This window comes from Streptomyces sp. URMC 127, assembly GCF_051386535.1.
Lineage (GTDB): Bacteria > Actinomycetota > Actinomycetes > Streptomycetales > Streptomycetaceae > Streptomyces.
Genome location: NZ_JBPQTW010000070.1, coordinates 1 through 21,531 on the forward strand (window position 1 = coordinate 1; position 21,531 = coordinate 21,531).

General features: G+C 73.6%; 18 protein-coding genes and 1 tRNA gene. 5 read left to right on the plus strand and 14 right to left on the minus strand.

What is annotated here, in order from left to right:
• Positions 1–20: 20 nt before the first annotated feature.
• Positions 21–1,928: an ABC transporter ATP-binding protein gene (locus tag ACSNOH_RS16790; protein WP_436722151.1), complete on the minus strand. Its 1,908-nt coding sequence runs from the start codon at positions 1,926–1,928 to the stop codon at positions 21–23.
• Between the two features lie 263 nt (positions 1,929–2,191).
• Between ACSNOH_RS16790 and ACSNOH_RS16795 the strand changes: the two genes are divergently transcribed.
• Positions 2,192–3,178 (plus strand): trypsin-like serine peptidase, encoded by a 987-nt coding sequence (locus ACSNOH_RS16795; RefSeq protein WP_436722152.1) that lies wholly within the window; start codon positions 2,192–2,194, stop codon positions 3,176–3,178.
• A gap of 59 nt (positions 3,179–3,237) precedes the next feature.
• Here the strand turns inward: ACSNOH_RS16795 and ACSNOH_RS16800 are convergent.
• From ACSNOH_RS16800 to polX, 4 genes are all read right to left on the minus strand, one after another.
• Positions 3,238–3,310: transfer RNA gene (locus ACSNOH_RS16800), tRNA-Lys, on the minus strand.
• 11 nt (positions 3,311–3,321) lie between these two features.
• The gene (locus tag ACSNOH_RS16805) at positions 3,322–3,714 is read right to left on the minus strand and encodes a septal ring lytic transglycosylase RlpA family protein (RefSeq protein WP_436722153.1); all 393 of its coding nucleotides are present in this window, start codon (positions 3,712–3,714) and stop codon (positions 3,322–3,324) included.
• Positions 3,711–5,123 (minus strand): condensation domain-containing protein, encoded by a 1,413-nt coding sequence (locus ACSNOH_RS16810; RefSeq protein ID WP_436722154.1) that lies wholly within the window; start codon positions 5,121–5,123, stop codon positions 3,711–3,713. Before ACSNOH_RS16810 ends, ACSNOH_RS16805 begins: the two co-directional genes overlap by 4 nt.
• A 338-nt stretch (positions 5,124–5,461) precedes the next feature.
• Positions 5,462–7,192, minus strand: a complete 1,731-nt coding sequence (gene polX / locus ACSNOH_RS16815) for a DNA polymerase/3'-5' exonuclease PolX (protein ID WP_436722155.1) — start codon at positions 7,190–7,192, stop codon at positions 5,462–5,464.
• A 110-nt stretch (positions 7,193–7,302) separates the two neighbouring features.
• On the opposite strand from polX, the gene ACSNOH_RS16820 reads away from it, so the two are divergent.
• The 4 genes from ACSNOH_RS16820 to ACSNOH_RS16835 all read left to right on the plus strand — a co-directional run bounded on the left by ACSNOH_RS16820 (position 7,303) and on the right by ACSNOH_RS16835 (position 12,287).
• A complete protein-coding gene (locus ACSNOH_RS16820; RefSeq protein ID WP_436722156.1) occupies positions 7,303–8,274 on the plus strand; it encodes a CapA family protein in 972 nt (323 codons plus the stop codon).
• Positions 8,275–8,712: 438 nt separating this feature from the next.
• On the plus strand, positions 8,713–9,165 hold the full coding sequence (locus ACSNOH_RS16825) for a hypothetical protein (RefSeq protein WP_436722157.1): 453 nt from the start codon (positions 8,713–8,715) through the stop codon (positions 9,163–9,165).
• Between the two features lie 380 nt (positions 9,166–9,545).
• Positions 9,546–11,603, plus strand: coding sequence for a phosphocholine-specific phospholipase C (locus ACSNOH_RS16830; RefSeq protein ID WP_436722158.1), 2,058 nt, complete (start codon positions 9,546–9,548; stop codon positions 11,601–11,603).
• A 15-nt stretch (positions 11,604–11,618) separates the two neighbouring features.
• Positions 11,619–12,287, plus strand: coding sequence for a 4'-phosphopantetheinyl transferase family protein (locus ACSNOH_RS16835; RefSeq protein WP_436722159.1), 669 nt, complete (start codon positions 11,619–11,621; stop codon positions 12,285–12,287).
• Here ACSNOH_RS16835 and ACSNOH_RS16840 read toward each other — a convergent pair.
• The 9 genes from ACSNOH_RS16840 to ACSNOH_RS16880 all read right to left on the minus strand — a co-directional run bounded on the left by ACSNOH_RS16840 (position 12,259) and on the right by ACSNOH_RS16880 (position 21,207).
• Positions 12,259–13,590, minus strand: a complete 1,332-nt coding sequence (locus ACSNOH_RS16840; RefSeq protein ID WP_436722160.1) for an FAD-dependent oxidoreductase — start codon at positions 13,588–13,590, stop codon at positions 12,259–12,261. The genes ACSNOH_RS16835 and ACSNOH_RS16840 overlap by 29 nt on opposite strands.
• A gap of 16 nt (positions 13,591–13,606) precedes the next feature.
• Positions 13,607–14,515, minus strand: coding sequence for an alpha/beta hydrolase family protein (locus ACSNOH_RS16845; RefSeq protein WP_436722161.1), 909 nt, complete (start codon positions 14,513–14,515; stop codon positions 13,607–13,609).
• A 5-nt stretch (positions 14,516–14,520) separates the two neighbouring features.
• Positions 14,521–16,032, minus strand: coding sequence for a coproporphyrinogen-III oxidase family protein (locus tag ACSNOH_RS16850; RefSeq protein ID WP_436722163.1), 1,512 nt, complete (start codon positions 16,030–16,032; stop codon positions 14,521–14,523).
• Complete coding sequence (locus ACSNOH_RS16855) at positions 16,011–17,021, minus strand: beta-ketoacyl-ACP synthase III (RefSeq protein WP_436722164.1); 1,011 nt, start codon at positions 17,019–17,021, stop codon at positions 16,011–16,013. Before ACSNOH_RS16855 ends, ACSNOH_RS16850 begins: the two co-directional genes overlap by 22 nt.
• The gene (locus ACSNOH_RS16860; protein ID WP_436722165.1) at positions 17,018–18,064 is read right to left on the minus strand and encodes an AfsA-related hotdog domain-containing protein; all 1,047 of its coding nucleotides are present in this window, start codon (positions 18,062–18,064) and stop codon (positions 17,018–17,020) included. Before ACSNOH_RS16860 ends, ACSNOH_RS16855 begins: the two co-directional genes overlap by 4 nt.
• A complete protein-coding gene (locus ACSNOH_RS16865; protein WP_436722166.1) occupies positions 18,061–18,903 on the minus strand; it encodes an SDR family oxidoreductase in 843 nt (280 codons plus the stop codon). Before ACSNOH_RS16865 ends, ACSNOH_RS16860 begins: the two co-directional genes overlap by 4 nt.
• The gene (locus ACSNOH_RS16870; protein WP_436722167.1) at positions 18,900–20,123 is read right to left on the minus strand and encodes a beta-ketoacyl-[acyl-carrier-protein] synthase family protein; all 1,224 of its coding nucleotides are present in this window, start codon (positions 20,121–20,123) and stop codon (positions 18,900–18,902) included. The genes ACSNOH_RS16865 and ACSNOH_RS16870 overlap by 4 nt, the downstream gene beginning before the upstream one ends.
• The gene (locus ACSNOH_RS16875; RefSeq protein ID WP_436722168.1) at positions 20,123–20,374 is read right to left on the minus strand and encodes a phosphopantetheine-binding protein; all 252 of its coding nucleotides are present in this window, start codon (positions 20,372–20,374) and stop codon (positions 20,123–20,125) included. The genes ACSNOH_RS16870 and ACSNOH_RS16875 overlap by 1 nt, the downstream gene beginning before the upstream one ends.
• An 89-nt stretch (positions 20,375–20,463) precedes the next feature.
• A complete protein-coding gene (locus tag ACSNOH_RS16880) occupies positions 20,464–21,207 on the minus strand; it encodes an SDR family oxidoreductase (RefSeq protein WP_436722169.1) in 744 nt (247 codons plus the stop codon).
• Between the last annotated feature and the right edge of the window lie 324 nt (positions 21,208–21,531).

The following is a 21,531-nucleotide window of genomic DNA, read 5'->3' on the forward strand; positions in this document are numbered from 1 at the left end:
GGGGTGACAGGGGGCAGGGGTCAGCGCATGGCGCGGCCCGCTTCCTCGGGCGCCGCGGGCACGCCACGGTCGCTCTGCAGGGACCACAGCTCCCGGAAGAGGCCGGGGGCCTCGACCAGCTCGGCGAAGGTGCCCTGCTGGATGACCCGGCCGTGGTCGAGGACCACGATGCGGTCGGCGACCGCCACGTTGGCCAGGCGGTGCGTGACGAGGACGACGGCCCGCTCCTGGGCGACCTTGCGCAGCCCCGCGAAGATGCGGTGCTCGGCCCGGGCGTCCAGGGCGCTGGTGGGTTCGTCCATGACGAGCAGGCCGGCCGGGCGGTAGAAGGCGCGGGCGATGGCGATGCGCTGCCACTGGCCGCCGGAGAGCTCCACCCCGCCGAACCACTCGCGGGCGAGGAGGGTGTCGAGGCCGCTGCGGAGCTCCTTGACGACCTCGTCGGCGCCGGCGTGCGCGGCGGCTTCGAGGACGGCGCCGTCTCCGGCGTGCGCCTGGCCGAGGGTGATGTTGTCGCGGGCGGACAGGGGCCAGTGGGCGAAGTCCTGCGGGACGACGGCGGTCTGCCGCCACAGCGCCTCGGGGGCGAACTCGCCGGTGGCGGCGCCGTCCCAGGTGACCGCGCCGGAGGTGGGCAGGTACAGCCCGGTCAGGAGCTTGCTGAGGGTGGTCTTGCCCGAGCCGTTCTCCCCGACCAGGGCCAGGACCTCGCCGCGCCGCACCTCCAGGCTGACGTCCTGCAGCGCCGGGCGGTCGGAGCCGGGGTAGCAGAAGGTGAGGGACTCCGCCCGGACGGCCAGGGGCGCCGCGGGGGCGCGGGTCCCGCGCTGCATGCGGTGGCCGCCGGCCTCGTCGATGAACTCGGCCCAGTCGTCGAGGTAGAGACCGGTGCGGAAGAGACGCGCGCCGTAGCCGACCATGCCCCGCAGGGAGGAGCCGACCGAGCGCAGGGCGAAGACGGCCGTGCCGGCCGAGGCGAGCGACATGTGCCCCGTGCCGAGCAGGAGGGCGAGCGCGGCCCACACCAGACCGGAGGCGATGCCGCCGGCGACGGCGCCCGCGAGGGCGTACCGGGCGCCCTGGTGGACGGCCCGGTCGGTGGCGGTGTGGATGCGGTCGCCGACCGCGCGGTAGCGGCCGAGGAGGAAGCCGGCCATGGTGCCCGAGCGGAGCTGGTCGGCGAAGACCTTGTCGGTGACGTGCCAGCGCAGGTGGCTGAGCACCCGGCGGTCCGCGCTCAGGGCGCGGGAGGTCTGGTAGTGGACCCTGGCGGCCTTCACGGCGGCGAAGCCCTGCGGAAGGGTGGCCAGCAGCAGGAGCGGCAGCAGGACGGGGTGCAGGACGGTGACCACGCCGGCCGCGGCGACGAGCGAGGCGAGGCAGGCCATGAGGTCCTGGGACTCGGTCAGCAGGTCCTGGGCGACGTCGGCGCCGCGGTCCGCGGCCTCGCGCTTGTCGTTGAAGCCGGGGTGGTCGTAGGCCGCGAGCTCGGCGTTGATCGCCGCGTCGAGCATCTGCAGCTCGGCCTCGCGGGAGATCCGCGGCGCCAGCCGGCTGGAGATGTTGTGGACGGCGATGGCGAGCAGGGCGCGGGTCCCGGCGGCGCCGGCGAGGAGGCCGATGGAGGGCAGGGCCTCCATGAGCCGGTCCTGCATGTGGCCGGAGGTGATCAGGGCGGTGATGGTGCTGCTGGTGGCGAGGAGGCCGAAGGCCTCGAAGGCGCCGGACAGCAGCTGGCAGACGAGCAGGGTCAGGACGGCGCGTCTGTCCACCCGCCAGGCCAGGCCCAGCGCCTTGCGGACGAGCCGGGGCAGGCGCCGGCCCATCGCGCGCGCGGTGAGCGGGCTCTTCTGGAAGGCGGTCAGGGTCGGGGAGCGGAAGCGTAATTCCTCATGTACCTCGGAGGTCTCGGAGGTCTCGGCGGACAACGTGAATCCCCTTGGTCGCGGACGATGGCGGCGGGTTTCCGAAGGTGATCGTGTGCACGATGGCGCATGACGCGGGGCGGGATACGGGTGAACGCCGTTAATCCACTCGAACGTGGGCTTTCTGATCGCCCATCACCCCGGTCGGCGCATCACTCTTGACGCGCCCCTGTCAATAGCTGGGCTCCCGTGGCACCCTGCCTCACGCACGTCCAGCCAGCCCGCTCGTCATCAACCGCCGTATCCGCACCGCAGAAGGAGTACGCGTGAGACGATCCCGCCGTACGACCGCAGGCGTGCTGCTGGCCGCCTGCGCCCTGGTCACCGCGGGCACGCAGGCCGCGGCGGCCGGCACCGCGCCGGGCCGGACCGCGGCGCCCGCCGTGCACACCGCGGCCGCCGGACCGGCCGCCCAGCAGGCCGTCAGCGACTACTGGACCCCCGAGCGGATGCGCGCGGCCGCGCCGCTCGACCTGCCCGCGCAGGCTCCCGGCACGCTCTCCGCGCCGGCCGCCCGGGGCGGGACCCGCACCGTCGCCGCCACCGCCCCGGCGGCCGGCTCCCTCGCGACCTTCCCCCAGCCGGGCGGGCCGTGGACCGGCGGAGGCGCCGTCACGAGGACCGCGGGCCGGGTGTTCTTCACCATGCAGGGCCGCAACGCCTCCTGCTCGGGCGACGCCGTCACCAGCAGCAACGGCAGCACCGTGATCACGGCCGGGCACTGCGTCAAGTACCAGGGCAACTGGCACACCAACTGGGCCTTCGCCCCCGGCTACCACGACGGGCAGACGCCCTACGGCACCTGGACGGCAGTCAAGACCCTCTCCACGCCCCAGTGGACGGCCAGTGAGGACATGAACTACGACATCGGCGCCGCGGTCGTCGCCCCGCTTGGCGGCAAGCGGCTCGCCGACACCGTGGGCGGCCAGGGGCTGCAGTTCAACGGCGCCTACAACAAGGCCATGTACGCCTTCGGGTTCCCGGCGGCGTCCCCGTACGACGGCACGAAGCTCATCCACTGCAGCGGGAACTCCACCAAGGACTTCCTGCTCACCAAGGACCACGGGCTCGGCTGCAACATGACCGGCGGCTCCAGCGGCGGGCCCTGGTTCGCGTCGTTCGACGAGGCCACCGGCACGGGCCTGCAGGCGTCGGTGAACAGTTTCGGCTACACCTTCCTGCCCAACAGGATGTTCGGCCCGTACTTCGGCGACGAGGCCAAGGCCCTCTACGAGCAGGCGCAGACGAGCTGAGCACCGCATCCGTACGCGAACGGGGCCCCCGACCATCCGGCGGGGGCCCCGTTCTCCAGTGCGCCACCAGGGACTCGAACCCCGGACCTGCTGATTAAGAGTCAGCCGCTCTGACCAACTGAGCTAGCGGCGAGAAAGCAATATTACCGTACGAGCGAGGGTGCCAAGTTCACCCGTACGAGTCCCTCGTCGAGGGGTGCGATCTCCCCGAACGCTCCCCGGGTCAGATCGATGCAGCGCCGCGGGTCCCGCGGCCCCCTGTCGTTGATCCGCACCATGACCGAGTCGCCCGTCCCGGCGTTCGTGACGCGCACCCGGGTGCCGAACGGCAGGTCACGGCTCGCGGCCGTCATCGCCTCCGGATCGAACGGCTCGCCGCTGGCGGTCGGCCAGCCGTCGAGCAGCTCCTCCGGCGCGCCGTACCACGACGCGAGACAGCCGTGCGGCCCGCCGCCGTCGGCGCGGGCCGGCGGGGCGGCGGAGGGCGACAGGGCCGCGGCCAGCGCGACGGCGGCCGCGGCGCGGCCGGGTCTCACGGGACGTGCACGTCCTGCCGCGCCGCGGACCGGGCCACGGAGACGATGAACTCCCGCAGCCGCTCGACGCACAGGGACATGTTCTTGTAGGCGATGTCGGTGTCCGGGTAGCGGGCGGCGAACTGCAGGCCCTCGTGGAGCCTGGTCGTCCACGCGCACACCTGGTCGCCGTACGACACCCGGATCAGCCCGTACGCCTTGAGGTCCTGCCAGCGCTCCGATCCCGGGATGCCGCGCGCGTCGACGAACGACACGATCGAGTACAGGTCCGGGGAGGTGGGCCGGAAGTCGGAGCCCAGCAGCCCCAGCACGCGGGCGATGGGCATCCGCGCCAGCGGCCTGCTCTCCCGCAGCGCCGCGCGGACCATCTCCAGCGCGCCGTCGAAGCCCTGCGCCCTCCCCACGGGGACCTCGATCGGCGCTCCGCCCACGTACCAGCCCACCGAATCCGACAACCGGGACCGCACCCTGGTGTGGAACGGCACGACCGTGCGGTACACCTGCACGCCGCTGATCTCGCGGACGATGAGGCCGACGGCCGCCAGGACGCCCACCAGACTTCCGCCGTACGGGCGGCAGTACGCCTCGAAGGCCGCCGCGTCCGCGTCGTCCACGAGCATCTCGCGCAGGAGTTTCTGGGTGGGCAGCGGCCCGCCGGGGGTGAGCCCGAGGTCGACGGGGAAGTTCGGCAGCGTGCCGTCGCAGCGGGCGATGAACTCCCGCCAGCGGGCCACGATCGCGTGCGTGTCGTCGATGCTGTCGGCGTCCGTGCGCTCGGTCGCGCAGAAGTCGACGTAGCTGGCGGCCGGCGCCGCGGTCACGGCGCGGCCTTCGAGGCCTGCGGCGTAGAGCTCGTGGATCTCGGCGGGGATGCGCTGGATCGAGTAGGCGTCGACGTTGCTGTGGTCGAAGGCCATGTAGACGCTGGTGCCGTCGTCCCTGACGACGGCCGCGAAGATGAAGTTCGGCCAGCTGAGCGCGTCCGCCGCGGCATCGAAACGGTCCTGCAGATAGCGGGTCAGCGTCTCCGCGTCGGTGAAGCGGCCGACGTCCTCGCGGTGCAGCACGACGGCGTCGGCGTCCAGCGTGAAGCGCCGCATCTCGTCACCGGCCCACCGGAAGCCGCTGCGCAGCGTCTCGTGCCGGAGGGTCCAGGCCCGCAGCGCGGCCTGCAGGACGCCGAGGTCGGCCTCCCCCGGAATGTCGAAGGCGGTGCCTAGCCAGGTCGGCACGAACAGCCCGCCCTCGCGCACCGATCGCGCCGTACGGACGTGGGACTCCTGCACGTACGCGGGCGGACGCGCATCGTCCGGCAGGCTCAGCGCGGCCTCGACGGCCGTCCGGTGCAGCGTCCACTCCACGAGGCGGCCGGGCCGGATCTCGCAACGCTGGATGTCGGTAGTTCGCACGGTGCTCTCCGTTCATATGCCCGAGCTGCCCAACGACCGGGCCATCCGAAGGAAACGCAGCGAAAGCCCCTGCCAGGCCGGGCCGCCGCCCTTCCGCAACTGCCGGGGGTCGTCGCTGGTGCAGGTGGTGACCATCGCCTGCCGGTGTTCTCCGGGGTCTGACCGGCGGAGGCCGTGGCCCCGGTGCGCCACTGGTCGCTGCCCGGGCCGCAGGAGTTGGGACCGGCTTGGTAGTCGTTGTTGACAGGCGCCGCGGGACAAAAGCCGCCGGCGCGGTTGACCAGCATGACGGCACCGCCGCCGGCGGGGCGGAGGGTCCGGGCGTGATCCTCCGCCGGTCAGCTCCGGCGTGCAGCCGGCCGCAGGAAACGGCGCAGCCGCTGCAGCGGCCACGTGTTGATCACGTCGTCCTTCGTGAGCCAGCCGCGCTGGGCCGTGCCCACGCCGAACCTCATGTAGGGCAGGTGCGTCACCGAGTGCGCGTCCGTGTTCACGGCGAACTTCACGCCGTACCGCTTGGCGCGCAGGATGTCCTCGTCGCACAGATCCAGCCGCTGGGGGTGGGAGTTGATCTCCAGGGCCGTGCCGGTGCGGGCGCACGCCTCGAAGACGGCGTCGAAGTCGGCGTCGATGCCGGGGCGTTTGCCGATCTGGCGGGTCGTCGGGTGGCCGATGATCGCCACGTGCGGGTTCTCGCAGGCGCGGATCAGGCGGCGGGTCAGTTCGTCCCGGGTCTGGTTGAAGTGGGAGTGCACCGAGGCCACGCACAGGTCGAAGCCCGCCAGGAACTCGTCCGGCCAGTCCAGGCCGCCGTCGGGGCCGATGTTGAGCTCGGTGCCGTGCAGCAGGCGCATCCTGCGGTGCTTGCCGTCCAGGGCCCGGAGCCGGTCCCGCTGGGCGAGGATCTTGGCGTCCGTCATGCGCTGCATATAGAGGTCCGGCGCGTGGTCCGTGACGGCGTAGTACGCGTATCCGCGCTCGGCGGCCGCCGCCACCATGGCCTCCAGCGGTGCCACGCCGTCGGTGAGGTCGGTGTGGGTGTGCAGGTCGCCGCGGATGTCGTCCTCGGTGACCAGCTCCGGCAGCTCGTCGCGCAGCCCGGCCGCGATCTCGCCGCGGTCCTCCCGCAGGGTGGGCGGGATCCAGGGCAGGCCGAGGCGGGCGTAGACCTCCTCCTCGGCCGACGAGACGATCTTCTTGCCGCTCTTGGCGTGGAAGAGTCCGTACTCGGAGAGCTTGTACTTGTGGCGGACGGCGAGCTCGCGGACGCGGATGTTGTGCGCCTTGGAGCCGGTGAAGTACAGCAGGCCCGCTCCCCAGGCGTCGGGCGGCAGGACGCGCAGGTCGACCTGGAGGCCCTTGGTCGTGCGGACCGAGGTCTTCTTCTCGCCGTGGGCGATGACCTCGGCGGTGACCGGCAGCTCGGTCAGAGCCTGCATGAGCGGGGCCGGGTGCTCGGCGGCGACGAGGATGTCGATGTCGCCGATGGTCTCGCGCATCCGGCGCAGCGACCCGGCGTACGCGCACCGCTCGCACCCGGCCACGCCGGACAGCTCGGCGGTGATCTGTTCGGCGACGTCCATGGCGGCGTCGATGAGGATGCGGCCGCCGGCCTGCTGCAGCAGGGCGATGCCGTGCAGGATGTTCTCCTCGGTGCGGGCGCCGAAGCCCTTGAGGTCGCGGAGCTTGTGGGCATGGAGGGCGTCGAGGAGCTGGTCGACGGAGGAGATGTGGAGCTCCTCGTAGAGGACCATGGCCTTCTTGGGGCCGAGCATGGGAATGGCGATCAGTTCGCGCACGCCGGCCGGGATGAGCTCGCGGGCCTCCTCGACCATGGCGACCCGGCCGGTCCGCAGGTATTCGAGGACCTTCTCCGCGATCGACTTGCCGACGCCCGGGATGGCGAGGAGGCCCTTGAGGTCGAGGCGGGAGACGTCGGCGTGGTGGCCGCCGATCGCGCGGGCGGCCTTCTCGTAGGCGCGCGCCTTGTAGGCGTCGCCGCCGGTGATGGTGACGAGGTCGGCGTACTCCTGCAGCAGCGCCTCGACCTCTTCGTTGGGCCGCGCCATGGGACTGCTGTTCCCCGTGAGCCCGCGGCCCACACATTCCACAGGTAATCCGGCTATTTCTACAATGAGGGGCAGAGGGGACGGCAGAGCCGCGAGGAGGTGGTTGAACCATGAAACTCGCCCTCGCGGGAGACACCATGCTGGGCCGGGAGGTCGCCCGCCGCCTCGCCACCGACCCTCCGGAGAGCCTGTTCTCCGACGACGTGGTGGCCGCCGCGCACGAGGCCGACGCCTTCGTCCTCAACCTGGAGTGCGCGGTCTCCGCCCGCGGCGAGCGCTGGCGGGACCCGTTCAAGCCGTTCTTCTTCCGGGCGCCGCCCGTGGCCGTGCGGGCGCTGCGGCACCTCGGGGTGAGCTGCGTGAACCTGGCCAACAACCACGCCCTGGACTACGGGCCCGAGGCCCTGCTCGACACCGTCCGCCACCTGGCCGACGCCGGGATCGCCTGGACGGGGGCCGGGCGGGACGAGGAGGCCGCGCGGCAGCCGGCGGTAGTGGAGCGCGGCGGGCTGCGGCTGGGCGTCGTCGGGGTCACCGACCACCCGAGCGACTTCGCCGCGGGCCCGGACCGGCCGGGCGTCGCCCTCGCGCGCCTGGAGGCGGGAGCCCCGGACTGGCTGCTGCGGACCGTCACCGGCCTGGGCACGGACGTCACGCTCGTCACCCCGCACTGGGGCCCGAACATGACCCCGGGCCCGGCCCCGTACATCCGCCGCGCCGCGCAGGAGTTCCTCGCGGCGGGCGCCACGCTCGTCGCCGGGCACTCCGCGCACGTCTTCCACGGCGTCGCGCACCGGGTCCTCTACGACCTGGGGGACTTCATCGACGACTACGCGACGGACGACGACCTCCGCAACGACCTGGGGCTGCTCTTCCTCGTCACCTTCGACGGCGCCTGCCCCGTCCGCGTGGAGGCGGTGCCGCTGGCGCTCGACTTCTGCCGCACGCGGCTCGCGAAGGCGGCGGAGGCCCGGTGGATCACCGACCGGTTCCGCAGGGCCTGCACCGCCTTCGGCACGGAGGTGACCGAGGCGGACGGGCGCCTCGTCGTACGGTGGGACCGGCCCCCGCCGGAAGACTGACCCGGCCCGACCGGAGAGCCGGCTCCTCCAGGGCGATGCGGCCGCCGCGGCGCGGCCCACGCGCCCCGGTCCCGCCGTAACGGCGCTCAACCCCCGCGGCGCGGGCCGGCGGTGCCGCACCCCCAGGCCGCCGCGGCCGTCGCAGACCGGACCACGCGCTTCAGTCTCGCGCAACGGCGCTCAACCCCGCGGAGCGGACCGGCGGTACCGCCCCCAGGCGGCCACGGCCGCCGGAGGCCCGACCACGCGACCGGTCCCGCCGTAACGGCGTGCTACCCCCGCGGCGCGGTCCCGCGGTCCCGCCGTGCCGCACCCGTCCCCGGCCGGACCGGTGCCGCCGGGCACGTCGTCGCCGGCTGCTCGACGTCGCGGTGGAGTCAGGGCCGGACAACGCAGAACGGCCGCTTCCGCCCCCGCGCGCGCCCTACCCTCGGGCGGGTGAGTACTCCTCCGCCGCTGGCCGCCCGCGTCTACTTCGCCCCCGAGAGCGGCGAGGAGCAGCGCCGCGCGCTGACCGACGGCCTGGCGGGGCTGGGGCTCGTCCCGTACAGCGCGACGCTGGGTGCCTTCCGGGGCGACCCGCTCACGTGGATGGTCCTCGTCGTGCTGCCGCTCAGCGGCTTCCTGCAGAACGTGGGGCAGCTCCTCGCCCAGGACGCCTGCGCGGCGCTCAAGCGCGTGCTCGGCGGTGCGCTGCGCCGGTCCGCCGCCGCAGACGAGCCTCCCGGGTCCCCGCAGCCGCTCCTGCTGGAGGACGAGCGCTCCGGCGCCCGGATCGTCATCGAGGCGGATCTGCCGGCCACCGCGTACGAGCAGCTCTTCGCGCTGGACCTGGCCGCGTGCGCGGGCCGGACGCTGTCCTACGACCGGACGAGCAACCGCTGGCTCTGAGGCCGCCCGGTGCGTGACGGCACGAGTGCGGGTGCCGGTACAGGCTGGGCTGCGGAAGCCGCCGGGGCCCCACCGTTGCGGCGGCCGGCCGTCACCGCCGTACCACGGGTCCGGCCGGTCCGGCCGACGGCCACGGACCCGGCCTGACGCGTAAGACCCAGGGCCGCACCCCTTCGCCGGCGTCTGGCCGGTACGCCCCAAGGCTCCCCTTCCCGCAATCGCGGCCGACGAGGCCCGAGGGCTCCCCTTCTCACCCCCCGTCCGCTACGTTCGCCTCCCGTACCGCCCTGCGTCACACCGGTGACACGGCCCCTTCCCCGGCGCTCGCTGCTCTTGGAGCACCCGGATCCAGCCCCGACTCCCAAGAGGTCGTCAGACACATGCCTGAACTCAACCGGAGGCGATTCCTCCAGATCGCCGGCGCGACCGCGGGCTACGCGGCCCTCTCCGGCAGCATCGACCGCGCCGCCGCCATCCCCGCCCGCCGCAGCACCGGCACGATCCAGGACGTCGAGCACATCGTCGTCCTGATGCAGGAGAATCGTTCCTTCGACCACTACTTCGGCACGCTGCGGGGCGTGCGCGGCTTCGGTGACCCGCGCCCGGTCTCCCTGCCCAGCGGCAAGCCGGTGTGGTACCAGTCGGACGGGTCCAGGGAGGTGCCGCCCTACCACCCGGACGCCGAGAACCTCGGCATGCAGTTCATCGCGGGCCTCAACCACGACTGGCAGGGCGGCCACAAGGCCTGGAACCAGGGCCGGTACGACCAGTGGCTGCCCGCCAAGGGCACCGGGACGATGGCCTACCTGACGCGCGACGACATCCCCTTCCACTACGCGCTCGCCGACGCGTTCACCGTGTGCGACGCCTACCACTGCTCGTTCATCGGAGCCACCGACCCCAACCGCTACTACCTGTGGACGGGGCACACGGGCAACGACGGCAAGGGCGGCGGCCCCGTCCTCGGCAACGAGGAGGCGGGCTACGGCTGGACGACGTACCCGGAGCGGCTGGAGAAGGCCGGCGTCTCGTGGAAGATCTACCAGGACGAGGGCGACGGCCTCGACAAGGCGGGCTCCTGGGGCTGGATCGAGGACGCCTACCGCGGCAACTACGGCGACAACTCGCTCCTCTACTTCACCAACTACCGCAACGCCAAGCCCGGTGAGCCCCTCTACGAGAAGGCGCGCACCGGCACGAACGTGAAGAAGGGCGGCGGCTACTTCGACGTCCTCAAGGCGGACGTCAAGGCCGGCCGGCTGCCCCAGGTCTCCTGGATCGCCGCACCGGAAGCCTTCTCCGAGCACCCGAACTGGCCGGTCAACTACGGCGCCTGGTACATCTCCCAGGTCCTGGACGCCCTGACCTCCAACCCGGACGTGTGGAGCAGGACCGCCCTGTTCATCACGTACGACGAGAACGACGGCTACTTCGACCACGTCCTGCCGCCGTTCCCGCCCGCGAGCGCCGACCGGGGCCTGTCCACGGCCGACGCCTCGCTCGACGTCTTCGCCGGCAACGCCCGTTACGGAGCGGGCCCCTACGGGCTCGGCCAGCGCGTGCCCATGATCGTGGTCTCACCGTGGAGCACCGGCGGCTTCGTCTGCTCGGAGGTCTTCGACCACACCTCCGTCATCCGCTTCATGGAGCGCCGCTTCGGCGTGCGCGAGCCGAACATCTCGCCGTGGCGCCGGGCGATCTGCGGCGACCTCACCTCGGCCTTCGACTTCGGCCTGCGGGACACCGGCCCGGCCGGGCTGCCGGACACCGCGGCCTACGAGCCGCCGGACCGCAAGCGGCACCCCGACTACGTGCCGAAGCCCCCCGCGGATCCCGCCCTGCCGGTCCAGGAGAAGGGCTCGCGGCCCACCCGCCCGCTGCCGTACGCGCCGCTGGTGGACGGCTCCGCGAACCCGTCCACCGGGCGGTTCACGCTCACGTTCGGCGCCGGGGAGGCGGCGGGCGTCTGCTTCATCGTCACCTCCGCCAACCGGACGGACAGCCCGTGGACGTACACGGCCGGGGCCGGCAAGCAGCTCTCCGACACCTGGAACACCGCCTACTCCAAGGGCACCTACGACCTGTCCGTGTCCGGCCCGAACGGCTTCCTGCGCACCTTCCGCGGACCGGGCAGGGCCGCGGGCCCGGAGGTGACCGCCCGCCACGACGCCCGCACCGGCGGCCTCACGCTGACGATGACGAACGCGGGCGGCAGCGCCTGCAACCTGACCGTCACCGACGCCTACGGCGGCGGGAAGGAGACCTTCCGGGTGCCCGCGGGCGGGCGGCTGGTCCATGCTGTGGACCTGCGCCGCAGCAAGCGCTGGTACGACCTGACCGTCGTGTCCGACACGGACGGCACGTTCCTGCGCCGCTTCGCCGGGCACGTCGAGACCGGCGAGGCGGGGGTGAGCGACCCCGCGATCCGCGTGGCGTAGGAGGGAGGGAGCGCCGTGGCAGCGGACCTGCCGCACGGGGTGCGCGTCACGGTGTGGGCCGCGCTGCTGCGCACCGGCGCGGACGTCCCCCGGGACACGGCCGGCAAGCGGCAACTGCGTGCCGAGGCCCGGTCCTGGGTACGCGACCGGCTCGCAGAGCGGCTGCACGCCCCTCCCGCGCGCGTGCGGTGGGAGCGGAGCCGGGCGGGGAAGCCGCGGCTCGCCCGCGATCCGGGCCTGCACGTGAGCTACAGCCACTCGGGCGGTGCGGTGGTGCTGGCCGTCTGTGCCGGCGGGCCGGTGGGCGTCGACGTGGAGCGTGTCGTCGCCCGCCCGCACCTGCGGGAGCTGGCCGAGGTCTGCCTGGCGCCCTCGGAGTCCGCCTCCTGGCGCACTGCGGAACCGGGGCGGGAGGCGGAGGAGTTCGCCCGGCTGTGGACCCGTAAGGAAGCCGTGCTGAAGGCGTGGGGACGCGGCTTTCCGGGCTCCCTCGCCGAGGTCGTGACGGGGCCGGGCGCGCGGCCCGGTGAGCCGGCCGTCCTGGCGCTGCCCGCCGCGCTGGGCCCCGTGGGGCTGTGGACGGTGCGCGACCTGCGAGCGCCGGACGGCTACCGGGCGGCGGTGGCCTGCCGGGCGCCCGCCGCCCGGATAGAGATCATGCGGGAAGCCGCGGGAGGGGCATGAGCGTGCGGACGAGCTCGTCCGTGCACGCGTACGCGCCCCGGAAGCAGGCTTCGACGGACGCGCCCCGTACGTAGTCGCCGGTCAGCGCCAGCCCCGGCAGGTCCTTCACGTGTTCGGCAACGGCCGCGAGCGTCGTGGTGTGGAAGGCGGAGTAGGCGCACAGCCCGTGCTCCCAGCGGGCGGAGACGGCGCCGGTGCGGCGGGGTGCGGAGAGGTCGACGTGGGCGCCGAGCTCCTTCTCGGCGAGGGCGGTCAGGTCGTCCCCGGCGTGGGGCAGGCCGCGGGCCGCCCGGCCGCTGAAGGTGTAGCGGACCAGGTGCCGGTCCCCCACTCCGTACGCGCCCGCGTTGCTCAGAGGGCTGCCGGGCGGGAACGTCAGCGCGCGGACGCGCTCGTCGAAGACCGGCCGGTCGTACGCGGCGACGACGACGGTGACGGGGAAGTACCGTACGCGGCCCAGCAGCCGGGCCAGCTGCGGGTGGTGCGGGTGCAGCAGGGCGGCAGCCGCGGGGGCGGGCAGGGCGAGGACGACGGCGTCGGCCGCGAGCTGCGAGGCCCCGCCGGCGGTGGCGGTGTGCACGCCGGTGACGCGGCCGCCTTCGGTGGCGAGCGCCGTGACGCGAGTGCGGGTGCGGGTCTCGACGGTGTCCGCGAAGCGGGCGAGGATGCCGTCGAAGCCACCGGTGAGCTGGTCGAAGCTGTCGAGGAGCATGCCGAGGTTGGTGCCGAAGGTGCCCAGGTGCGTCTCATCGGGCTCGGCGCCGTTCATGCGCACCACGGCCGGGCGCAGGAGCCGCTCCTGCAGGACGGGCCCGAAGTACGCCGAGAGGGCGGGGTCGCCGGTGCGGGCGGCCAGGCGGTCGAACTCGGGGCCGGTGAGGAAGGCGTTGGCGCGGTCGCCGCGCACGTAGCGGGCGAGCCGCAGGAGCCTGGCCAGGTCGCGGAGGGGCACGCCGGCCAGCAGCCCGGCCAGGCTCGCGGCCCGGCTGGTGCTGTCGACGGTACGGACGCGGCCGCCCTCGATGCGGGAGGAGTTGATGCCGAAGTGCTCCCAGTCGGCGTCGCGGGCGCCCATGGCCGCGGCGAAGGCCCGGAAGGAGGTGTACTTGCGGCCGATGTTCTTGCCGCCGAGGGTCACGGTGCGGGAGCCGAGCGGGGCCGCCGCGGAGCGACCGCCGAGGGCGGGCTGCTCGTCAAGGAGGACGGGGCGGGCGCCGGCGCGGTGCAGGTTCCAGGCGGCCGCGATTCCCGACCAGCCGCCTCCGACGACGATCACGCGGGGGGAGCGGGGCTCAGCGGGCATCGGGGCGCTCCTTCCATCAGGCATCGTGCGGCCCGTCCTTCCGCGGTGGTGCGGCGGTGGCCTTGTGCACCCACTGTGCGAGGTGTGCGCACAGCGCGGCGTTGTGGCGGACCCAGCGGAAGTGGTCGATGTGCTTCCCTCCGGCGGCCTCCGTCGTGTACTGCCAGCGGTCGAGGGCGGCGCGCGGCGCCTTGGAGAGGAGGTGCTCGCGCGAGCCGGGCGGGGCCAGGGTGTCGTTGTCCACGCCGATGGCGAGCAGCGGCAGGCGGAGCGTGCGGAGGGCCTTCTCGTAGTCGGTGGTGCTGCCGGTGATGCGGTAGCGGCCGGTGCGGCCCTGCCGGGCCCAGTCGCGCATGACGCCGGTCGCCTGGGTGCCGCCGAAGCCGAAGCGCTGTCCGGGCCAGTAGCCGAGGACGGTGGCCAGGGCGGCGAAGAGCTGGCCCGCGGCGAGGTTGCGCAGGCCCCGCAGGGGGCCGAAGCCGCGGTACCAGACGGAGCCGGCGGCGACGAGGACGACGGCGTCGACGGGTTCGCGGCCGGCCGCCGCGTACAGCAGGGCCAGCTGGCCGCCGAGGCTGTGTCCCACGAGGACGACCGGCCGGCCGGGCAGGGCCGTGCGGACGGCCGCGACGAGGGCCGGCAGGTCCTCCTCGGCCAGCTCGCGGTAACCGAACCGCACGCCGCGGGCCACCGCCGGGGACGCCTCGCCCTGCCCGCGCAGGTCGGCCGTGACGACGGTCAGGCCCTCCTTGTGCAGGGCCCGGGCGAAAGGCAGGTAGAAGCGGGCGGCGGCGCCCATGGCAGGCACGACCACGGCCACCGGCCGGCCCGGGTCCGGGTGCTCCAGGACGCGGGCGACGAGTGTGACGCCGTCCGCGGGATGGATCCGGGCGAGGACCGGCGGCGGCTCGGGGGGCTGTGTCATGGGCACTACTTCATCAGCCTCGGGTACTCGGCGTCGTGTTCCTTGATGTAGACGGTCTCGGGCGTCACCTCGAAGCGGTCCTCGTTGTCGAAGTCGGCGCGGGCCTCGGTGAGGTGGTTCATCAGCACTTCGCCCTTGGTGTTCAGGGTGTGGCGCAGGTAGTCGGTCTGCAGGTTGCCGTGCCAGATGACGCCGAGCTTGTTGACGGTGTAGCTGTCGTCGTGCTCGTCGATGACGCCGGCCGCCAGGTGCCCGTCGATGACGTTCTTCACGCGCGCGAAGGCGGTTTCGCCGACCCGGTCGGCGTAGCTGTTCAGCAGGTCCTTGCCGAGCGACTTGTAGCGCGGGAACATCACCATGATCCGGTCGAGCACGCCGTCGTAGCCGATGGACTGGAGGGTCTCGGTGGAGGCGCCCTGTTCGTCGACGTTGGCCTGCCACTGGTCGACCTTCTCCGGGTTGATCGACACCATGTCGCGGAGGTTGCCGCGGGCGGCGCAGCCGACGCCGATGATGTCCTGCCGGGCGCAGTGCGCGGTCTGGTACTGGGACCGTTCGGGGCTCTTGGACCAGGTCTCGGCGATGGTGTTGTGGTAGCCGGCCGCGCTGAGCGTGTCGTAGAGGTGCTCGCGCATGGCGAGCAGCTGCCAGGGGCTGCCGGGCTGTTCGACCCTGCCGTCCATGATGAGCTTGTGCAGGGGGCGGTAGGGCAGGTAGATGGTGGTGAACAGGTCGATCTCGGCGGGGTCGTAGGCGTCGAGGAGCTCGGCGAGTTCGCTCTGGAAGCCCTCCAGGCTCTGGCCGGGCAGGTCGTACATCATGTCGACGCAGGTGTCCGCCCGGTAGTCGAGGTCGCGCATGCGGTTGAAGACCGCGTCGACGTCGTCGCGGGTGTCCAGCCGGCCGATCTTGCGGTGGATCTTGGCGTCGAGGGTCTCGATGCCGAAGGTGATGCGGTCCCAGCCGTGGTCCTTGAGGACGTCGAGGAGGCCGGGGCGGCGCAGGGTGCGGGGCTCGCCGGTGAAGGACTTCTCGATGGAGTCGAAGTCCGGCACGACCTTGCGCAGGTGGGCGCTCAGCCGCTCGACGGCGGAGACGGGGAGGGTGGACGGGCTGCCGCCGCCTATGTAGATCGCGGTGAACTCGCGCGCCTGCACGTACGGCTGGCGCATGTACCAGTCGATCTCCTTGATGAGGTAGTCGGTGTACCGCTCCAGCCGCTCGGAGTCCTGCTTCGGGTAGTGGTAGCGGTTGAAGTTGCAGTAGTGGCAGAACGACTTGCAGTACGGCACGTGGATGTACATCATGATCCGGTCGTTGAGGTTGCCGCCCGGGTCGCTCAGGCTGCGGATGTTCTCGACGACCTTCTCGCGCGGGACCTGGTGCCAGTCCATCGTGGCGAAGTTGGGCATGATGTAGTGCGAGACGGTCATGACGCCGTCGAACGGGACGGGGCGCGAGGGGTTGTCCCCCAGGTAGTACGGCTCCGGGTGCGTCACCGGTGACTGCCCTGACATGGTTCCTCCTGCTCGTGGAGTGCGTGCTCGGGTTGTGCTCGGGATGCCGCCTGCCAGCGGATGACGCCGGCTCCCCAGACGAAGCCGGCGCCGAACGCCGCCATCACGATCCGGTCGCCGGGGTGCAGGCGGCCGCGCTTCCTGGCCTGCCGCAGGGCGAACGGGATGGACGCCGACGAGGTGTTGCCCACGTGTTCGATGCTGATCGCGGTGCGGGACGGCGGGACGCCGAGCTCCGCGGCGACGGCCCGCAGGATCCGTGCGTTCGCCTGGTGGCCGATGAAGAGCCCGACGTCGCCGAGGGAGAGGCCGCAGCCGGTGAGCACGGCGCGGGTCTGCTCGACCATGGTGCCGACGGCGAACTCGTACACCTCGCGGCCGCTCATGCGCAGCAGGCGGTCGTCGGGGTCCGCGTAGAGCAGGTCCCCGTGCCGGCCGTCGGAGCCGAGGCGGAAGCTGGGCCGTTCGCCGTCGCCCGGCCCGGCCGGGGTGACCACGACGGCGCCGGCCGCGTCCCCGAAGAGGACGGCGGTGGACCGGTCGGTGGTGTCGGTGATGCGGGACAGCGCCTCGGCCGCGCACACCAGGACGCAGCGGGCCCGGCCGGACTCGATCTGCGCGCAGGCGTGGTCGAGGGCGTAGAGGAAGCCGGCGCAGGCGGCGTTGAGGTCCAGCGCGGGCGGGTGGGGCGCGCCGAGCCGGGTGGCGAGGCCGGGGGCGATGCCCGGGGTGATGCGGTCGGGGGTGACGGTGGAGACCACGACGTGGTCGACGTCGCGCGCGTCGCGTCCGGCGTCGGCGAGGGCTTCCCGGCAGGCCTGTTCGGCGAGGGCGGCCAGCGACTCGCCCGGGGCCAGCCAGTGGCGGGTGTGGATGCCGGTGCGTTTGACGATCCACTCGTGCGAGGTGCCGAGGGGGACGAAGTGGTCGTTGCCGAGAACGGTGGCGGGCAGGGCCGCGCCGACTCCGGCGATCGTGGCGGTGGTCATCGGGCGCCTCCGGGGGGCGCGGTGGGCGTGGGCGCCGCGGCCGCGCGGCCGGGGCGGGCCCCCTCCGGTACGGCCTCGACCGTGATCTCCAGCTCGGCCACGGCTTCCCCGCGCTGTTCCACGGTCACGGCGACCGGCCCGGCGCCGGTGGACCCGGCGGGGCGGGCGCGGCAGCGGACGGGTGCGGACTGCTCGGCGAAGGCGAGGAACCGTGCCCGGCAGGCCGTCGCGAGGAGCGCCCCGGCCGGTACGGCACGGGCGCGTGACCAGGCGGCCAGGGCGGTCTGCCGGGCCGCTTCCATCAGCAGCATGCCGGGCAGGTGGTCGAGCGGGTGGTCGTAGAAGACGGGGTCGTGCGGGTCGGCCACGATGTCGGCGACGGTTTCGGTCACTTCGGCGCTGTCGCTGCCTGCGGGCCCTTCCGTGCGCAGGCCGCCGATGACGACGTTGCGGGGGTCGGTGCGGCCCACCGCGGACGGCTCGCACCGGGGCGGCGCCTCCCCCGCCGGCGCGCGCGGCCCGCTGCTGCCGGCGCGCAGGTCGTCGTAGGACTCCTCTTCCACGAACAGCAGCGTGCCGGTGAAGCGGGCCGCGTCGCGGCCGCCGATGCGGCAGGTCGCGGCGCCGCGCAGACTGCGGACGGAGCCGTCGCGGCGGCGGCGCAGCCGGTCGATGTCCAGCTCGACGCGGAGGTCGGCGGGGGCGGGGCCGGTGCGCACCGCGTCCAGGGCGGTGAAGGCGATGCCGAGGTCGCCGAGCACGAACCGGCGGTCGAGGGGCACGTGCAGGAGTTCGTGGACGATCGCCTCGACGGTCTGGCGCGCGGCCTCCCCGACGAGGAGGAGGTCGTGGTACGGGGCGCAGGTGTCGTTGTAGTGGCGGTGCAGCCGGGGCAGCTGGGCGGTGCCGAGCAGGCGCCCGCCGCTCTCCGCCACGGCCGTGGTGAGGACCTGTTCGACGGCGCGCTTGTGGACGAGGCTGCGGTGGACGGTGCGGTCGGCGGTCAGTGCGGGGGCGGTGTCCTGCGCGGTGCCGGTCTTCACCGGGCCTCGCCTCCCCGGGGTGCGGCGCCGGCGGCCGCGCTCGCGGGGGCGGGCAGCCCCATGCCGGCGGCGCGCATCCCGCCGTCGGCGTGGAGCACTTCGCCGGTGATGCCGCGGGCCAGCCCGGAGAGCAGGAACAGCACCGGGCCCGGCACGACGTCGGCCGCCGCCGTGGCGCTGTCCCAGCCCAGGGGCGCGTCCTGCGCCCAGCGTGCGTCGAGCGCGTCGAAGGTGGACACGCCGCGCCCGGAGACGGTGTCGACGGGCCCGGTCGCCACGAGGTTGACGCGGGTCCCCTGCGGGCCGAGGTAGAGGGCGAGGTAGCGGCACACGGACTCCAGGGCGGCCTTGGCCACGCCCATCCAGTCGTAGCCGGGCCAGGCGCGGGAGCCGTCGAAGTCCAGGCCGACGACGCTGCCGCCGCCCGCGCCGCGCCGCAGGAGCGGGGCGAGCGCGGTGACCAGGGCGTGGAGGGAGGCGGCGCTGGTGCGGAAGGCCAGTTCGGCGCTCTCGGGCGGCGTGGTGAGGAAGGCGCCGCCGAGCGCGCCGGGCGGGGCGCCGGCGATGGCGTGGACGGCTCCGTCGAGGGCGGGCCACCGCTGCTCCACCGCGGCGGCCAGGGCGCCGAAGTCGCCGGGCTGTGTCGCGTCGAGGTCCAGGACCTCGGCCCGCCGGGGCAGGTCGGCGGCGGCGAGCTCGGTGATGCGGCGGCTGCGGCCATGGCCCGTCAGGAGCACGTCGGCGCCGGCCAGCTGGAGTTCCCTGGCGATGTGCCAGGCGATGGAGCTGCTGCTGAGGACGCCGGTGACCACGTAGCGCCGGCCGGGGAGCCGTATCACGCGGCCCTCCCGCCGGAGGCCGCCCGCAGGACGAGGACGGCGTTGTGGCCGCCGAAGCCGAAGGACGTCGACAAGGCGGTCAGCGGGCCCGGTCCGCGCGCCGTGAGGGGGCGGGCGGTGGTGACGTGGTCGAGCGCGCCGAGCTCCGGGTCGGGGTCGCGCAGGCCGACGGTCGGGGGTGCGGTCCGGTGGTGCAGGGCCATGACGGTGGCGACCGCTTCCACGGCACCGGCCGCGCCCAGCAGGTGCCCGACGGACGACTTGGTGGAGGAGAGCGGGATGCGGGCGAGGGCGTCGCCGAGGGCGAGCCGCAGCGCGGCCGCCTCCGCCCGGTCGTTGAGGACGGTCCCGGTGCCGTGTGCGTTGATGTAGTGCAGGTCCGCCGGGGTGATGCCGGCGTCGGCGAGGGCGCCGCGGACGGCCCGTGCGGCGCTCTCGCCCGCCGGGTCGGGGGCCGTGAGGTGGTGGGCGTCGGTGCTGGCCGCGTAGCCGGCGAGTTCGGCGAGGACCGGCGCGCCGCGCTCGCGGGCGGCCTCGGCGTCCTCCAGGACGAGGATGCCGGCGCCCTCGCCCAGCCGGAAGCCGTCGCGGCCGCGGTCGAAGGGCACGGAGGCGCCGGTCGGCGAGAGCGCGCCGGCGTTGAGGAAGGCGGCGCGGACGATGGGCGAGGTGGCGGCTTCGGCGCCGCCCACCACGGCCGCGTCCGCCTCGCCGGATCGGATCAGGCGCAGCCCGGCGCCGATGGCCTGGGCGCCGGCGGAGCAGGCGGAGATCACGCAGTGGCTCTCGCCGCGCAGGCCGTGCCGCAGGGCGATCTGGGCGGCCGCGGCGTTGGCCATCATCATCGGCACCATGAGCGGGGAGACGGCCTCGGGGCCGTCGGCGGCCAGGACGGTCTGCTGCTCCTCGAAGGTGGCGAGGCCTCCGACGCCGGAGCCGACGAGGCAGGCCACGCGCTCGGGGGCGTACGGGAGCTTGCCGTCCCAGCCGGCCCCGGTCAGCGCCTCCGCGGCGGCGACCAGGGCGAACTGGCAGAAGCGGTCGGTGCGGCGTGCCTCGCGCCGTGACAGGGCGGGGGCGGGGTCGAAGTCCGTGCAGCGGCCCTCGCCGGCGGCGAAGGCGCTCTCGCCGGCCACGGCCCGCCGGTGGAGCGGGCCGGTGCCGGTGCCGAGGGAGGTGACCGCGCCCGCACCGGTGACGGCCACCGCGCGAGCGGCCATCAGATCCCCGCGGTACGGAAGATGGCGTCGAGGGCTTCTCCGACGGTCTTGACGCCGTCCATGTCCTTGGGCCGGACCTGTATGCCGAAACGCCGCTTCACGGCCTGGCCGAGTTCCACGAGGTCGAGAGAGTCGATCTCCAGGTCCTCGAAAGTGGCGTCCGGGGTGATGAGGTCCGGTTCCGCACCGAAATCGGTCAGTGACTCGGTGACGAATGCCGTCAGGGAGGCACGGTCGGGCGCAGTGGTCATGCGGAACTCTCCGATTCGCTGTCGCACGGGCGAGTAAAGGAAAAGGGGCAGGAAATTACGGTGGCGGGAAGCGGTGGAAACGACGGGAATCAGCCATGGGGCAGTTGCGGGACGAACGCCGCCGCGGAGAGCCCGCCGTCGACCGTCAGGGTGGTGCCGGTGACGTATCCGGCGCCGGGCGAGGCCAGGAAGCGGACGCACGCCGCGATTTCGGCGGGCTGTGCCGCCCGGCGCGCGGGGATCGCGGTGCGCGCGGAGCGTCTGAGGTACTCGACGTCGCTGACGAGGCCGGTCTCGACCAGGCCGGGGGCCACGGCGTTGACGGTGATGCCGCGGCGGGCGGTCTCGATCGCGACGGACCGGGTGAGCCCTTCCAGCCCGGCCTTGGCGGCGGCGTAGTTGGCCACCCCGGGCAGGGACTGCCGGCCGAGCACGGAGCCGATGTTGACGATGCGGCCGAAGCGGGCCTTCGTCATGCCGGGCAGGGCCCGGCGCGTGGTGCGGTAGGCGGCGCCGAGGTTGGTGTCGAGCACCGGCTGCCAGTCGGTCTCCTCCATGGCCGAGAAGACCTGGTCGGCGCGGATGCCGGCGTTGTTGACAAGGACGAGGACCGGGCCGTTGCGGGCCTCCGCGGCGGCGAAGAGCGCTTCGACGGCCGCCGGGTCGGTGACGTCGGCGCGGACGGCGAGGGCCGTGCCGCCCTCCTGCTCGATCGCCGCCACGACCTCCTTCGCCCCCGCCTCGTCGCGGCGGTAGCAGAAGGTGACCGGCCAGCCGTCGGCCGCCAGGGCGTAGGCGATCGCGGCGCCGATGCCGCGGGACGCCCCGGTCACGAGGGCCGATCCGCCGGGGCGGGGTGCGTGCGGGCGCCCGGCCGGCGCGGGAACGCTCCCGGCCGGGGCCGGGACGTGCTCGGTCAGGGAATCCGGACAGGGCTGAGCGTTGCGCGACATGCATTTCCCCCGTTGCGGGCAGCGCTGTTCGGCAGGACCTTGCGGACGCTGCTGTCTGGACCATAGAACGGTGATCTTGGAAAGTCACTAGTTGTTCTTGACTGCTTGTCGGCTACAGACGTCGTGTCTAACCTCGCGTCCATGGAAGAGAATTCGGCGGCCGCGACGGCGGATTCGGCATGTACCGGACCAGTGGAATCGCCG